Raw genomic sequence first — 13975 nt, 5'->3', positions numbered from 1 at the left:
AGCGGTTGGGTTGAGTATTACCCAGAAACCTGGCCAGAAACCCGGCCTGGGCAACCCACAGACCGCAGTTCAGCCCTGGCCTGAGGAGTCTGGGGGCTGGGCTGCGGCGGATGGGTCTGGAGGCAGCAGCGGGGGCAGGGCATCGGATCGGATTCAAACAGCCGTCCAAACCAGCGTCCCAGTAGCCCGCCCAGCAGAACGCCCAGCAGAATACCGGGCCAGCCCCCGCCTAGGGCGATACCCATGCCGCGAGCCAGAGCCTGGGCAGCCCAGCCGCCGCCCAGGCTGCCGATCAGGGTGCTAAGATCCTTGGACCCTACGTCTGGATCAAACCATTCGAACCGTTCGTCGCAGTGGGGGCAGTCAATCGACTTAATTTTCATCGCAATCTACAGGACCGCCGGGGCGGCTGTGTGGTGTACTCCAAGCCCATCATGGCGAATCTGCTTGAAGCCAGTACCAGGCGATCGCCCCAGTTCCGTTAAGACTCGTTGAGGAATCTGGAGCCTTGGGGATTCAGGTAGCGATCGCTACCAAAACCCTCCTTCTCTCACCCCGTTAGGAGCAAAGCCCCATAAAATCGAGCATTTTTCGCACCAGTCCCGGCTTGGTCACCGCCAGGATGGTTGAGCCGCTCTCCAGCACGGTGCTGCCGTTGGGGATGGTCAAATCTTCCTGGGGGTGGGCCTGATAGCCAATGATCAGGGTTCCCGCCGGAAACCGAGAATCCTGGGCAATTTCGGCCACCGAGCGGCCCACAATGGTGCACTGCTGCGGAATCGGCAGTTTGAGCACCTCCACCTGCCCCTGCTCGAAGTGCATCATGGCCTCCACCTGGGGGTACTCAATGGCGCTGACCATGCGGTTGATGGTCAGTTCGGTGGTGCTGATGGTGTGGGTGGCCCCGGCCAGATGGTAGGGTTCGGCAAAGTCGCGATCGCTCATGCGCACCACCGTCTGGGGCACCCCGTAGTGCTTAGAGAGGGTCACGATCGCCAGGTTAAGGGCGTCCTCAGGCAGGGCCGCAATCACGGCATCGGCCTTGCGAACCCCCGCCTCCAGCAGCGTAGTCGTATTCACAGCGCTGCCCTCAAAGGCCATCACGCCAATTTTTTCGCGGGCATACTGGCAGGCCAGCGGGTCGGTATCGACCACCGCCACGGTGTGCCCTTCCCCGAGCAGCGTTTTGGCCAGCTCCAGGCCCAGCATGCCAGCACCGCCGATCAGAACGTACATGCGCAAAGACTCCTTAACGGATGGGGAAACGGATGACAGCAGCGATCGCACTCAAGCGGCCTTAAGCAGAAATAACTCCCTAGAGGGATATACCAAAGTTTCAGCCTTTAGTATGCTCACCCGAGATCAGGGGAAGCTACACCCCACCCACGACTAACCCACGGAGCCTGCCATGAAAGGACTGACCGGCAAAACCGCCCTCGTAACCGGGGCTTCCTCGGGCATTGGCCAGGCGATCGCCATTCGCCTGGCCGAAGAGGGCTGCAATGTGGTGATCAACTACCACAGCGACAGCAATGGGGCCGAAGCTACCCGCCACCAGGCCATGGAGCAGGCGTGCCAAGACATGGAAAAATGCGGTGTCAAGACGCTGCTGGTGCAGGGAAATGTGGCTCGGGAGGACGATGCGATCGCCCTGGTGAAAAAAACCATCGACCGCTTTGGCCAGCTCGATATTTTAATCAACAACGCCGGGGTTCAATCGGCCAGCCCCTCCGATGCGATCGACATCGAGAGCTTTGACAAGGTGCTGGGGGTCAACCTGCGCGGCGCCTACCTGTGCGCCCGCGAAACAATCCAGCACTTTCTGGCTTCGGGCCGTCCCGGCAGCATCATCAATATTTCCAGCGTTCACGAAATCATCCCGCGCCCCCAGTACCTGAGCTACTCCATCAGCAAAGGGGGCATGGGCAACATGACCCGCACCCTGGCCCTGGAGTACGCCGCCCAGGGCATTCGAGTGAACGGCATCGGCCCAGGGGCCACCGTCACCCCCATCAACGACGAGTGGACCGATGACCCCGCCAAACGCGCCGAGGTGGAGAGCCACATTCCCATGGGCCGGGCCGGCACCAGCGAAGAAATGGCCGCCGCCGTGGCGTTTTTGGCCTCCGACGAAGCCGCCTACATCACCGGGCAAACCCTCTACATCGACGGCGGGCTGACGCTCTATGCCGACTTCCGCGAAGCCTGGTCGGCCTAGAGCCTTACCTGAAGAACTGTTACACTTCCTCAACAATCGGTATTACCCCCTGCGCTCGCGATGATACGATGCCCATCAAACGCCCATTAAGTGGTTGAGAGATAGGACTTCATGACTGAAACGCTGACAGGTCAAACACCTATTTTTGGAGGCAGCACCGGCGGTCTCCTCACCAAAGCCCAGGTCGAAGAAAAGTACGCCATTACCTGGACCAGCCCCAAGAAGCAGGTTTTTGAAATGCCGACCGGTGGTGCGGCCTTCATGAATGAAGGGGAAAACCTCCTTTATCTGGCCCGCAAAGAGCAGTGCCTGGCCCTGGGTACCCAGCTGCGCACTAAGTTTAAGCCCAGAATCGACGATTACAAGGTCTATCGCGTCTATCCCAGCGGTGAAACCCAGTACCTGCACCCCGCAGATGGCGTTTTCCCCGAGAAAGTAAATGAAGGTCGTGGGCCCGTGAACAGCGTAGCCCGCAACATTGGGGCTAACCCCGATCCGGCCACCATTAAATTTAGCGGCAAGGCTACCTACGAAGTGTAGGCGTTGCTCCGCCGGTTTCAGACCTCTGAAGCCCGGGGCTAAATATAGCCAAACGCTGATTGCCAAACGCTGATTGACTGTGCCAATTTTGATGTGACTGTTGTGTTGTGGGGGGCGTAGCCTAGGCTATGCCCCTTTTGCTATCTAGGGTGTGTTACCCGTGCCCCGGCTGGGGCAGTAGAATAAGTGCCATGATTTTTCCTGCCTTTGACCAGTTTCAAGCCTGTGCCGCCCAGGGCAACTTCGTGCCGGTTTACCAAGAGTGGCTGGCCGATCTAGACACCCCTGTATCGGCCTGGTACAAGGTGTGTGCCGGGCAGCCCTACAGCTTTTTGCTGGAGTCGGTGGAGGGCGGCGAAACTCTGGGCCGCTACAGTTTTCTGGGCTGTGACCCCCTGTGGGTGCTGGAAAGCCGAGGCGATCGCTCAACCCAAACCCACCGCGATGGCGCCGTGATTGAGCACGGGGGCAACCCCTTCGACACCCTGTCCGACTGCCTCGCCCCCTATCGGCCGGTCAAGCTGCCAACCCTGCCGCCGGGTATTGGCGGCCTATTTGGCTTCTGGGGCTACGAGCTAATCCGCTGGATCGAGCCAACGGTGCCCATCTATCCCCTGGGCGACAGCGATTTACCCGATGGCCTCTGGATGCAGGTGGACAGCCTGCTGATCTTCGATCAGGTGCAGCGCAAGATATGGGCGGTGGCCTACGCCGACCTGCGAGACCCGGATACAGATTTGCGGGCGGCTTACGACGGAGCCTGCGATCGCGTCCGGCAGATGCTCCACAAGCTCACCCTGCCCCTAGCCTCAACTCAGTCCACCCTGCCCTGGCACCCGCCCTACGGCGAGGCCGCCCCGGTGGCCTACACCAGCAACCGCACCCCCGCTGAATTCTGCGCCAGCGTTGAGCGAGCCAAGGCCCACATCCAGGCGGGAGATATCTTCCAGGTGGTCATCTCCCAGCGATTGAGCACCACCTACCAGGGCGACCCCTTCGATCTGTACCGATCGCTGCGGCAGATTAACCCCTCCCCCTACATGGCCTACTTCAACTTCTACGACTGGCAGCTCATTGGCTCCAGCCCTGAGGTGATGGTTAAGGCCACCCTGGCTGACGACCCAGACCAGCCCCGCGTTGCCACCGTGCGCCCCATCGCGGGCACCCGCCCCCGGGGAAAAACCGCCGCTGAAGATATCGCCTACGAGCACGATCTGCTGGCTGACCCCAAGGAGCGGGCCGAGCACGTCATGCTGGTGGACCTGGGCCGCAACGACCTGGGCCGAGTCTGCCTCAGCGGCACCGTGCAGGTAGACGAGCTCATGGTGATCGAGCGCTACTCCCACGTCATGCACATTGTGAGCAACGTAGTGGGCCACCTCAGCCCCAGCAAAACTGCCTGGGATTTACTCAAGGCCTGCTTCCCGGCGGGCACTGTCAGCGGGGCTCCCAAGATTCGCGCCATGCAGATCATCCACGACCTGGAACCCTGCCGCCGCGGCCCCTACTCTGGCGTCTACGGCTACTACGACTTTGAGGGCCAGCTCAACACGGCCATTACCATTCGCACCATGGTGGTCCAGGCGCTACCCGAGGGCGGTCACAGCGTTGCGGTACAGGCTGGGGCCGGCCTCGTAGCCGACTCCGTGCCCGAGCTGGAATACCAGGAAACCCTCAACAAGGCCCGGGGAATGCTAGAAGCCATTCGGTGCCTAGATTAGCTTTAGCTCCGCCAGTTAAAAGCAGCCCTCGGCCCAGGTCACGGAGGGAAACTGGCCAGCGCGAAACTGCGTGACTCGGCCCTTGTCATCGGTCTCAAACACAAGGCGATAGATATCCTCGCCGGGATCCTGGGGCGTGAAGGTTACCGTTTTGCCCAGGGTGGTGGGGTTGGTGGTAGCCTCTAGCCGTTTGCCATAGACCCGGACTAAGTCCTGCTCGCTCGAACCAATGCCGATGCCGCTGCGGGTGGTTGTGAGGCTGCCCGGCCAGATATCGACGCGCAGCACCTTGTCGTCAATGGCCATTAGCCCGATAGGTTCGCCGTAGTCTTGAATGCGATAGTACCGACACTGGCCGTTGCTGGCCTCGGCAATGGGGACCGGGGTAAGCCCCGCCGACTCCAAATCGTTTAGGTCCATGCCAATGCGCACGGGACCGAGGCCGGTCGTTTGCAGGGGGGCCGCCAGCAGGGCCAGGGTGGGGGCTGCCTCGATGTCGGCCCCAGGGGCCAGGGCAATGGCCCGCTGCATGACCCGCAAAGACCTAAGCGGAACGAGCACGCCATTGAGCAGGGCAGCGGCCTTGGAAACGTAGTAAGACGATCGCCCCGCGACTGGAGCCAAAACCTGACCGTGGGTTGCCTGGGCAACGCCTACGGAACGCTGGCCATAGGTGCCAACGGCCACCAAACCAAGCAGGGATGTCGCTGCCGCGATCGCCACTAGTCTCTTTTGCTTCCCCTTAACCATTACCCCTAAAATCCGCTGGGTGTTTTGATATGATGCGCCACCTACAGACGCTCAGGCTGCCGATGCAGGGCCAGGACATAGCCACAGCTGGAAGGACAATAACCCGACCTAAATGAAGTCCCAAAACGGTCTAAACCTTAGGCAAGAACTATCATAATGGGCATGCCCAGTCAATATTTTGACCAACCACCCGCTTTTATACCCGTCTCAGTGTAGCAGTAGCCGTCCTCTGCCCCAATGCCTCAGCTATTTCGCCCCCTGCCTCGGTTTAGGCGCCTGGCCCGAGCAGTGCCCAGCACCCGGCTGCGTCAGCTGATACCGGCTGGCGGGCTGGCGATCGCAGCCAGCCTGGCTCTGCTGGCCTGGACTAGCAAACATTCCCCCGAGGCCGGGTTTGCCCTAGTCTCGGTGACCTCCCCCACCAGGCCTGCCCTGCCCTGGGCTAGGGGCCTCAACCCTCTAGCTGGTCGCCGTCAGCCGCAGCTGCTAGTGGTGCCACCGCCAGTTCTGCCGCTGCCGCTGCCGCCTCAGCAGGCCTGGCCCGAGCTGCCGCCAGCGACGATCCAGCCCACCTTTACTGACCTCGACAGTGACTACTGGGCCTGGCCCCTGCTGGCCGATCTGGCCCAGCGCAATCTAGTCGCAGGGTTTCCAGACGGTGCTTTTCGGCCCGATGCGCCGATGACTCGCGCCGAGTTTGCCGTGCAGCTCGCCCGCCTGTTTACACTCTCGTTTGAGCGATCGCGGCTGCCAGCGGCAAAAATATACAGAGATGTCGCCGTCGACCACTGGGCCTATGGCGGTGTGCAGCGGTCGATGCAGATGGGGTTTCTCAGCGGCTATCCCGACGCGACCTTTCTGCCCGACCAGTCCGTTAGCCGGATTGACGTCATAGTCGCCCTGGCCAGCGGGCTAATGCTGAAATCGAGCAGCAGCCCAGCGGTCGTGCTCAAAGGCTACCGCGACCAAAGTCAGGTGCCTCCGTGGGCCATTCGCCCACTGGTCGCGGCTACGGAGGCGGGTTTAGTCGTCGACTACCCCAATTTGAGTCAGCTCTCCCCCAACCGCCCCGCCAGCCGGGCAGAGGTGGCCGCTATGCTGCATCGAGCGCTGGTCTACACCGGCACCCTCAAAGATGTGCCCTTTCCCTACGTAGTAGAGCTGCCCCAGGCGAATCCCTGAATTTTGCTGAATCTCAGTTGGCAGGGGGCGGGCTGGAGCCAAGGGAACACCGTCAGGCTACCCAGGCAAGCTCGGCCCATTTCATCCCAACCCGTTTAACCCCAGGGCAATCAAGCTCAAGTCACTCCAACCTAGTACTCTGAGGCGGAGGTTTGGGGGCTATTTCTGCAAGCTGGGAGCAGGGGAGCTAAGCGCGCCAGAACGGTGGAAATGTTTCAGTCTTCGAGTATCAGGCCCATCAATCTCAGAAGGAGGGGAGAGAAATACCATCTAGGCCCTCCTGCTCCAGGGTGGGCAGCTCTAGGCGCTGGCTGCGGCGAGTGCGCATGGCCAAGCGATAGCTGACGCTCTGGAGTTCGGCCTGAAGCTGGCGATTTTCGCGCTGAATTTCGGCCACCCGCTGCTTCACGGCGGCCATGCGATCGGCGAACTTTTGTCGGTAAACCGTAGGCAGCTCCTGAACCACTTGCTCCAGCATGCGGGTGCGATCGGTCAGCTCCTGCACAGTTTGCCGCAGCTGCAAGACCTCGCTGTCGCGGTCCTCGATTTGCCCCTGGTAAAAGTCAATCTGCTTTTCAACTCCGCGCAGCTGGTCGCGCAGGGCGGTCATTTCGGCCTGATGCTGTTCAGATATCTCCGGGCTGGGCACGAACCCAGCATTGCCTTTGACCAGCCGAAACAATTCCTGAGATAGCTGCTGCACCAGCTGGTCACGGATGGCTAACTCAGACTCAAGCCGGGCAATTTCAGCTTGGTGCTCGTTCATGTCTGTATATGAAGACTGCGCCACAAGACTACTCCCACACCAACAATTAACCTACTAATTCGATGCCCCAAAGCCTGAACTACCCTATCTCAGCTATGCTCCGCCTCAGCGACGGGCCATGCCCTTAACTCGATTCAATAGCGGTTTTGGTTGAATCGTGGGGATCCGGCTGGGCAATTTCTGAATCAGGGTAGGTAAGTTGCTGCTAATTTATAGCATCTGCCAGAGAAATCGGCACACCAAAGTTTGGAAGTAGGGCTAAATGGTCGGAGTTGAACAAACAAATGCCGCTGGTCTGTGCCACCCTTGAGGGCAGGCAGACCAGCGGCACTGGCTGAGTCATTGCTGAACCCTACTCTTCTTCGCTGGCAGCGGTTGCTTCCACCGGTTCGTCCACCTCGGCGGGTAGCGGCTCGTCAGACTCTTGTTTGACGGTCAAAAAGCGAATAACTTCCTCACTCAGGCGCATGGCCCGCTCCAGGGGCGCGATCGCGGCACCAGGCCCGGTGTAGTTCATTTGAATGTAAATGCCTTCGCGGTGGCGATCGATTTCGTAGGCCAGGCGACGCTTACCCCGGTGCTGGGTTTCTAGAATAGAGGCGCCCTGGTCCTTGAGCATAGTCTGGTATTTGCCAATAGTGCCGTCAATGGCCTCGTCGTTGAGGTCGGGCCGCAGGATGTACATCGTTTCGTACATGTAAGCTCTCATGAAAACTCCTTGTGGACATAGTGGCCTTTAGCAGCCAAAAATAGGCATAAAGTAAGTCCTGCGGCGATCGCCACCAGGCCTTACCCAAGCCTCAGGTATTGGCGCAAAGACAAGGATCTACAATCATACCAAGAATTAGCAGGCCTAGAGTTAGAAAATTATGGCGCAACGCTACGTTAGGGTTCAATCTCAAACCGGGCAGCTGCACTATGGGCTGCTGCGGCCCGACCGCAGTGTGCAGGTGCTCGACGCGCCCCCCTGGCTCCAGGGACAGCCCACCGAGGCCGAGCTACTGCCCGGCAGCTATGACCTGCTGGCCCCCTGCGCCCCCTCTAAGGTGGTCGCCGTAGGCAAAAATTACTCGGACCACGCCGCCGAAATGGGCACTGAAACCCCGCCTGAACCGCTGCTGTTCATCAAGCCTTCCACCGCAGTGACGGCGGCTGGGGCGCCCATTTACTATCCCAGCCAGGCCACCCAGGTGGACTATGAAGGCGAACTGGCCGTGGTTATCGGCGATCGCTGCGCCCACGTGCCCGCCGAAGAAGCCCGCGCCAAAATTTGGGGCTACACCATCGCAAACGATGTCACCGCCCGCGACCTGCAAAGGCGCGACGGCCAGTGGACCCGCGCCAAGGGCTTCGATACCTTTTGCCCCCTAGGGCCTTGGATTGTGCGCGAACTCAGTCCTGGAGCCAGGCTCCAAACCTTTCTCAACGATCAGGATACGCCAGTGCAGTCGGCCGCCATCGATGAAATGACCTACAGCCCCGACTACCTGGTGGCCTATGTCAGCGAGATCATGACCCTGCTGCCAGGGGATGTGATTTTAACTGGCACCCCAGCCGGGGTTGGCCCTCTCGCCGTGGGCGATCGGATCAGGGTCGAAATCGAAGGCATCGGTATGCTCGACAACAGCGTAGCGCTGCGGGCCTAGCGCACCTGCATATGCACAGCCTCTGAAATGGTTGGAATCTCCGCGTACAGGCCGCGGAAAGTCTGCACTAAAGAATAGCCAACCGAGATTAGCATGCCTAAAAACAGCACGTTGGAGAGGGTGCTAAACAGCAGCGCCCCAAACACACTGGGGTCAAGCAGACTCAAAATCAGGCTGAATACCGCCAAAATAATGCTCAGCAAAATCGCCTGCATGGTGTTGAAGCGGATGAATCGACTGATATTTTCATTGCGCACCACCAGCAAAATCAGCGCGAAAAACACAATCAGGCCAAAGAACGGAATGGTTCTTTCCAAGGTGCCGTAGGCGGTGATGAGCGGCGCTAAGGGCAGCAGCAAAAAACCAAACACCGGAAACTGGCTGATCAGCTGAATACCGTAGGGCAGCCCGGCCGTGATCGGTAAAATGTAGGGCAGGGCCGCCAAGACGCGGTCCAAAATAGTGGGATTAGGGGAACTGCTCCAGGTCATAATGTTTCTCCAGACGACAGGCTAAGGGCTATACCGGGCCATAGCCTTACCATATCGTAACTTGTTGATTGGCCAGAGGTAGGGAGCGGCTAGGCCCAAAGAAATCGAAGGAGCTGACCCACACCTTAGCCAATATCGGCCACTCGAAACCCCATTTGGCACTCAAACTGGGCCGGCTGAGCCTGGTCTAGACTGACCACCTGACGGCCACAGCGCAGCACCCCCTGCTGCCAGCGGGGCTGACCGTGGCGATCGGCCATCAAGCAGTTACAGCATACCGCCTGAGGCGAGATGAGTTGGCTATCGGTCATTATTACCAACATTGCGGTTACCTCCCGTGGGACAGGGTTGTTAACCTGATCTTCTCCTCATCTTAGGATGCCCCAGGAAACCCGCTGTGTGCTGGCATACGCAATCAAACGCAACCGGTCAGCACCCACGTTATAGATAGCCTCCAGGGTAATATTGCTCCTCAGGCATGCTCTGATGGCGGAGCGGAACTACTCCTTGGCTTTGCTCACCTCGCGGGATTCAGCCGCCGCCCCTTTGCGCTTTTTGGGCAACGGCACCCCCCGCTCAGAGGAGTCTGAGTCGCTGCTGTGGTGCTCGCGCTGCCAGGCCGGTACGGTTTGGTCGTAGGCCATTTGCAGGGCTGCCGCTGCTACGGTGCGCAGATCGTACTCTTCGCTGAGCTGAGACACGATAGGCAAAAATGACGCCAGGCGCTCGCTGGTAATAGCCTCACGCACCTGGCTGCGCAACCGCTCTAAATTGCGGGCCGCAATTTCAGCCCGAGTGGGAATCTTCATCAGGGTCATGGGCTGCTTGGTATGGCGCTCAATCTGTCGCAGCTTGTATTTCTCCAGGGGAGTTACCAGGGAAATAGCGACCCCGTTTTTGCCTGCGCGCCCGGTGCGGCCAATGCGGTGCACATAGCTCTCCATCGCATCGGGCATGTCAAAGTTGATCACATGGGTGAGGTCGTCTACGTGCAGGCCGCGGGCCGCGATATCGGTAGCCACCACAAGCTTCACCTGCTGCTGACGGAAGCGCATCATCAGCCGCTCCCGCTGGGACTGGCTCAGGTCGCCGTGGTACTCGTCAACGCTGTAGCCTGCTGCCTGGAGCTGACGGGTGAGATCCCCTGCGGTGCGGCGGGTGCGCACAAAAATAATCGCGGTTTCGGGATCTTCTAGCTCCAGAATGGGCTGGAGCGCGCGCACCTTGGTCCAGCCCCGGGGCACGATGTAGCTCACCTGCTGAATTTGCTTAGGAGAAGCCTTGGGAGACTGTACCGTTACCGTGACCGGGGAATGGAGGAACTTAGTGGTTAGCTCCCGAATCTCCGGGGCCATAGTGGCTGAGAAGAAGGCTGTCTGCCGATTGGCGGGGGCTTTGCTGAGAATTTTTTCAACGTCTTGAATAAAGCCCATGTTGAGCATTTCATCGGCTTCGTCGAGCACAAGCCAGGCCAGACTTTGCAGCGACAGGCTGCCCCGGTTGAGCAGGTCGAGCACGCGACCGGGGGTGCCCACGACAATTTGAGTGCCCCGGTTGAGCTGCTCCTGCTGCCGCTCAATGGACTGACCACCGTAGAGGGCCAGCACCTTGGGGCGACCGCTCAGGCGAAAGCCGCGCATGGCCTGGCAGACCTGCATCGCCAGCTCGCGGGTAGGAGTCAGGATCAGGGCCTGTACCGCCGGGTTGCTGGCATCGACCTGTTCCATAATTGGCAGCGCAAAGGCAGCGGTTTTGCCGGTGCCGGTCTGGGCTTGGCCAATCAAATCGCGCCCCGAGAGCAGGTGAGGAATGGCCTCCGCCTGAATGGCCGTAGGTTCTTCGTAGCCCATGCTTTCTAGGTGGCTGACACGGGCTGCAGACAACCCCAGGCTAGTGAACGATAAGGTCATGGTGGTTCCTCGGGACGGTGAACAAAGGGTATGGGGCAAGGAAAAGTGGGACAAACCTAGCGAGCCAGGCTTAGGGATGGGTCTGCGGCGGAAGCCACAGGGGCGACCTCTCCGAACAGGTCGTAGGTGTCGGCGGCGGTAATGGTGACCGGCACAATCCGGTTGAGGGGAGCGGCCCCAGAGATATAGACCAAGCCGTCGACCTCGGGGGCAAAGCGGGCCGATCGCCCGATCGCTACGCCAGTCGTGGGGTTCTCCTGCTCAACTAGCACATCTACCACTCGGCCAATCTGGGCTCGGTTGTGCTCCCAGGCAATGGGCTGTTGGGCAAGCATGAGGATTTCGCGGCGGCGATCGCGCTCTGCACTTGGCACCTGGTTGGGCAGGCTGTACGCGGGGGTGCCCTCCTCGGCGGAGAAGCTAAACACACCCACGTGGTCAAACCGATGGCGCTCTACAAACGCCAGTAGGTGCTCAAAGTAGGCCTCGGTTTCGCCAGGGAAGCCCACGATAAAGGTGGTTCGCAGCACAGCGTCGGGCAGCGCGTCTTTAATCCGGAAAATAACGTCGTCGTTGACCTGGCCCTGCCAGGGGCGGTTCATGGCCCGCAGCACCTCGGGGTGGGAGTGCTGGAGGGGTAAATCTAGGTAGGGCAGCACGTTGGGCGTTTCGCGAATGGCGGCGATCACCTCCGGGGTGAGGCCGGTGGGGTAGGCGTAGTGCATGCGCACCCAGGGAACATCTACCTCGCTCAGGGCGCGCAGCAGATCGGCCAGGCGGGGTTTGCCGTAGAGGTCCAGGCCGTAGTTGGTGGTGATCTGGGAGATTAGCACCAGCTCTTGCACCCCCTCAGCGGCTAGCTGATGGGCCTCGCTGACGATAGACTCGATCGATCGCGATCGCTGGTTACCGCGCAGGTGCGGAATGATGCAGAAGGCGCAGCGGTAGTCGCAGCCCTCGGCCACCCGCAGGTAGGCCACGCTGGAGGCGGTGGTGCGGTAGCGGGGCACAGTTTCATCGGCAATGTAGGTGGGTTCTGGGGACACCAGTTTGACCCGCTCCCCGGCCTCAGCCCGCTCGATTACTTCGACAATCCGGTTGTAGTCGCCGGTGCCCACCAAGGCCACGGCTTCGGGAATCTCCTCTAGAAGCTCATGCTGAAAATGCTGGGCCAGACAGCCCGTGATGACCACCTTTTTCTGGGCGGCCGCCAGTTCCACCAGGGTGCGCACCGACTCCTCCCGCGCGGCTTCAATAAAGCTACAGGTGTTGACCACTACGTAGTCGGCCAGCTCCTCGTTGGCGTCGACCTGATAGCCTGCCTGCACCAGCAGACCCAGCATATGCTCGGTATCGACTCGGTTTTTCTCACAGCCGAGGTGGTTAAATGCAACCGTTGGCTTTAGCCCCATGGTGTTTCTCGTGTCTCTCAATATGTGAACACGCCGATCTTGCCAAAAGCTTCGGGTAGCTGGCGCGATCGCGCCGCAGCAGGGCACTGCTCACGCCAGTACCAACATCCCTAACGCCACAGCTCAGGCATCCATCAATCCTGTGTTGACGAATTGCCCAGCAAATCTTTTGGCCAATGGCACCAGGGGGCAATACAAATTAACACTCATAAATAATACATCACAAAAGCAGGGGTGTCCCAAATCAGGTCCCAGGGGTTGATATGCTGGTAGGGTAGGTTTGCGCTTGCTGCGGCAGGCCAAGACTGCCTACTGTTTTGTACCGTTCTGCGAGTCCAGGCAAAATTCACGTGGACTTAATCGAAGTCTTCAACACCCCCAACCCGGTTGTCGGGGTACTACATCTGCTGCCCCTGCCCACTTCACCCCGCTGGCAGGGGAGTTTACAGGCTGTCATTGACCGGGCCGAACAAGAGGCCACCGCCCTTGCCTCCGGCGGCGTGCACGGCATTATTGTTGAAAATTTCTTTGATGCTCCGTTCACTAAAGGGGCGGTAGATCCAGCCGTGGTCAGCGCCATGGGTCTGGTCGTGCAGCGCCTGCAAACCCTAATTACGGTGCCCATCGGCATTAATGTGCTGCGCAACGACGCCCGCAGTGCCTTGGCGATCGCCACCTGTACCGGAGCCGCCTTCATTCGCGTCAACGTGTTGACCGGAGTCATGGCTACCGACCAGGGGCTAATCGAAGGTTGCGCCCACGACCTGCTGCGCTACCGCAAAGAGCTGGGCAGCTCGGTCAAAATTTTGGCCGATGTGCTGGTCAAGCACGCCCGTCCCCTCGGGTCTCCCAACCTGACCACGGCGGTGCAGGAAACCATTCATCGGGGCATGGCCGACGGCATTATCCTGTCGGGCTGGGCTACGGGCAGCCCTCCCAGCCTCGAAGATCTGGAGCTGGCCAAGGCGGCGGCGGGCGATCGCCCCGTTTTCATCGGCAGCGGAGCTGACGCAGACAACATTGGCACCCTGATGAAAGCTGCCGATGGCGTGATTGTCGCCAGCTCTCTCAAACGCCAGGGCAACATTGACCAGCCCATCGATCCCATTCGGGTGGGGCAGTTTGTGGAGGCCATGCAGGAGGGTCTGCAAGCCCTGGAGGGTACCCTGTCGCTGCCAACTATGGTTGCTCCTTAAGGTCGCGCTGCCTACAGCCGAGCCTAGACATTACTATGGACACTGGGCCAGCCGCGATTTTGTATAACTGTAGCCAGTCTGGTTAAGACATGTCTCCTATAAACGTTTGAACGTTTATAGGATTTCTGGATGTCCTAACCAAT

General features: G+C 59.8%; 15 protein-coding genes. 6 read left to right on the top strand and 9 right to left on the bottom strand.

Annotated features, from left to right (window positions below; translation table 11 throughout):
* Positions 1-17: 17 nt before the first annotated feature.
* Positions 18-383: a hypothetical protein gene (locus tag LEPTO7104_RS0118245; RefSeq protein WP_017300025.1), complete on the bottom strand. Its 366-nt coding sequence runs from the start codon at positions 381-383 to the stop codon at positions 18-20.
* 175 nt (positions 384-558) lie between these two features.
* On the bottom strand, positions 559-1236 hold the full coding sequence (locus LEPTO7104_RS0118240; protein ID WP_017300024.1) for a potassium channel family protein: 678 nt from the start codon (positions 1234-1236) through the stop codon (positions 559-561).
* A gap of 172 nt (positions 1237-1408) precedes the next feature.
* On the opposite strand from LEPTO7104_RS0118240, the gene LEPTO7104_RS0118235 reads away from it, so the two are divergent.
* The 3 genes from LEPTO7104_RS0118235 (at position 1409) to LEPTO7104_RS0118225 (ending at position 4479) form a co-directional block, all read left to right on the top strand.
* Entirely contained in the window at positions 1409-2218 is an 810-nt protein-coding gene (locus LEPTO7104_RS0118235) for a glucose 1-dehydrogenase (RefSeq protein ID WP_017300023.1), read from the top strand.
* Between the two features lie 111 nt (positions 2219-2329).
* Positions 2330-2758: a photosystem I reaction center subunit II PsaD gene (psaD, locus tag LEPTO7104_RS0118230; protein ID WP_017300022.1), complete on the top strand. Its 429-nt coding sequence runs from the start codon at positions 2330-2332 to the stop codon at positions 2756-2758.
* A gap of 191 nt (positions 2759-2949) precedes the next feature.
* Complete coding sequence (locus LEPTO7104_RS0118225; protein WP_017300021.1) at positions 2950-4479, top strand: anthranilate synthase component I family protein; 1530 nt, start codon at positions 2950-2952, stop codon at positions 4477-4479.
* A 15-nt stretch (positions 4480-4494) separates the two neighbouring features.
* Here LEPTO7104_RS0118225 and LEPTO7104_RS0118220 read toward each other — a convergent pair whose 3' ends face one another.
* Positions 4495-5229: a hypothetical protein gene (locus LEPTO7104_RS0118220; RefSeq protein WP_155523686.1), complete on the bottom strand. Its 735-nt coding sequence runs from the start codon at positions 5227-5229 to the stop codon at positions 4495-4497.
* A gap of 237 nt (positions 5230-5466) precedes the next feature.
* Between LEPTO7104_RS0118220 and LEPTO7104_RS37140 the strand changes: the two genes are divergently transcribed.
* Positions 5467-6411, top strand: a complete 945-nt coding sequence (locus LEPTO7104_RS37140; RefSeq protein WP_017300019.1) for an S-layer homology domain-containing protein — start codon at positions 5467-5469, stop codon at positions 6409-6411.
* Between the two features lie 244 nt (positions 6412-6655).
* On the opposite strand, the gene LEPTO7104_RS0118210 is transcribed toward LEPTO7104_RS37140, so the two are convergent.
* Together LEPTO7104_RS0118210 and rpsF are read right to left on the bottom strand one after the other, a co-directional pair.
* Positions 6656-7201: an Npun_F5560 family protein gene (locus LEPTO7104_RS0118210; protein ID WP_340627217.1), complete on the bottom strand. Its 546-nt coding sequence runs from the start codon at positions 7199-7201 to the stop codon at positions 6656-6658.
* A 328-nt stretch (positions 7202-7529) separates the two neighbouring features.
* Positions 7530-7886 (bottom strand): 30S ribosomal protein S6, encoded by a 357-nt coding sequence (gene rpsF, locus LEPTO7104_RS0118205; RefSeq protein WP_017300017.1) that lies wholly within the window; start codon positions 7884-7886, stop codon positions 7530-7532.
* Between the two features lie 160 nt (positions 7887-8046).
* Between rpsF and LEPTO7104_RS0118200 the strand changes: the two genes are divergently transcribed.
* Positions 8047-8823, top strand: coding sequence for a fumarylacetoacetate hydrolase family protein (locus tag LEPTO7104_RS0118200; RefSeq protein WP_017300016.1), 777 nt, complete (start codon positions 8047-8049; stop codon positions 8821-8823).
* Here LEPTO7104_RS0118200 and LEPTO7104_RS0118195 read toward each other — a convergent pair.
* The 4 genes from LEPTO7104_RS0118195 to rimO form a co-directional block, all read right to left on the bottom strand.
* Complete coding sequence (locus LEPTO7104_RS0118195) at positions 8820-9314, bottom strand: Tic20 family protein (RefSeq protein ID WP_017300015.1); 495 nt, start codon at positions 9312-9314, stop codon at positions 8820-8822. The two genes, LEPTO7104_RS0118200 and LEPTO7104_RS0118195, sit on opposite strands and share 4 nt — an antisense overlap.
* 125 nt (positions 9315-9439) lie before the next feature.
* On the bottom strand, positions 9440-9637 hold the full coding sequence (locus tag LEPTO7104_RS0118190; RefSeq protein ID WP_026072832.1) for a hypothetical protein: 198 nt from the start codon (positions 9635-9637) through the stop codon (positions 9440-9442).
* A 177-nt stretch (positions 9638-9814) separates the two neighbouring features.
* A complete protein-coding gene (locus LEPTO7104_RS34435; protein ID WP_017300013.1) occupies positions 9815-11224 on the bottom strand; it encodes a DEAD/DEAH box helicase in 1410 nt (469 codons plus the stop codon).
* Between the two features lie 56 nt (positions 11225-11280).
* Positions 11281-12636, bottom strand: coding sequence for a 30S ribosomal protein S12 methylthiotransferase RimO (gene rimO / locus LEPTO7104_RS0118180; RefSeq protein ID WP_017300012.1), 1356 nt, complete (start codon positions 12634-12636; stop codon positions 11281-11283).
* 350 nt (positions 12637-12986) lie between these two features.
* On the opposite strand from rimO, the gene btpA reads away from it, so the two are divergent.
* Positions 12987-13832, top strand: coding sequence for a photosystem I biogenesis protein BtpA (gene btpA, locus LEPTO7104_RS0118175; RefSeq protein ID WP_017300011.1), 846 nt, complete (start codon positions 12987-12989; stop codon positions 13830-13832).
* Positions 13833-13975: the final 143 nt, after the last annotated feature.

This window comes from Nodosilinea nodulosa PCC 7104 (genome assembly GCF_000309385.1).
In the GTDB taxonomy this organism is placed as follows: domain Bacteria; phylum Cyanobacteriota; class Cyanobacteriia; order Phormidesmidales; family Phormidesmidaceae; genus Nodosilinea; species Nodosilinea nodulosa.
The sequence above is the reverse complement of the archived record's forward strand: the minus strand, read 5'-3'. Positions and strand labels throughout refer to the sequence as shown.

Coding starts and splice junctions, on each gene's coding strand:
- LEPTO7104_RS0118245 (WP_017300025.1), bottom strand. CDS start 383: ATGAAAATTAAGTCGATTGACTGCCCCCACTGCGACGAACGGTTCGAA.
- rpsF (WP_017300017.1), bottom strand. CDS start 7,886: ATGAGAGCTTACATGTACGAAACGATGTACATCCTGCGGCCCGACCTC.
- LEPTO7104_RS34435 (WP_017300013.1), bottom strand. CDS start 11,224: ATGACCTTATCGTTCACTAGCCTGGGGTTGTCTGCAGCCCGTGTCAGC.
- LEPTO7104_RS0118220 (WP_155523686.1), bottom strand. CDS start 5,229: ATGGTTAAGGGGAAGCAAAAGAGACTAGTGGCGATCGCGGCAGCGACA.
- LEPTO7104_RS0118225 (WP_017300021.1), top strand. CDS start 2,950: ATGATTTTTCCTGCCTTTGACCAGTTTCAAGCCTGTGCCGCCCAGGGC.
- LEPTO7104_RS0118200 (WP_017300016.1), top strand. CDS start 8,047: ATGGCGCAACGCTACGTTAGGGTTCAATCTCAAACCGGGCAGCTGCAC.
- LEPTO7104_RS0118235 (WP_017300023.1), top strand. CDS start 1,409: ATGAAAGGACTGACCGGCAAAACCGCCCTCGTAACCGGGGCTTCCTCG.
- LEPTO7104_RS0118195 (WP_017300015.1), bottom strand. CDS start 9,314: ATGACCTGGAGCAGTTCCCCTAATCCCACTATTTTGGACCGCGTCTTG.
- LEPTO7104_RS37140 (WP_017300019.1), top strand. CDS start 5,467: ATGCCTCAGCTATTTCGCCCCCTGCCTCGGTTTAGGCGCCTGGCCCGA.
- LEPTO7104_RS0118190 (WP_026072832.1), bottom strand. CDS start 9,637: ATGTTGGTAATAATGACCGATAGCCAACTCATCTCGCCTCAGGCGGTA.
- LEPTO7104_RS0118240 (WP_017300024.1), bottom strand. CDS start 1,236: ATGTACGTTCTGATCGGCGGTGCTGGCATGCTGGGCCTGGAGCTGGCC.
- psaD (WP_017300022.1), top strand. CDS start 2,330: ATGACTGAAACGCTGACAGGTCAAACACCTATTTTTGGAGGCAGCACC.
- rimO (WP_017300012.1), bottom strand. CDS start 12,636: ATGGGGCTAAAGCCAACGGTTGCATTTAACCACCTCGGCTGTGAGAAA.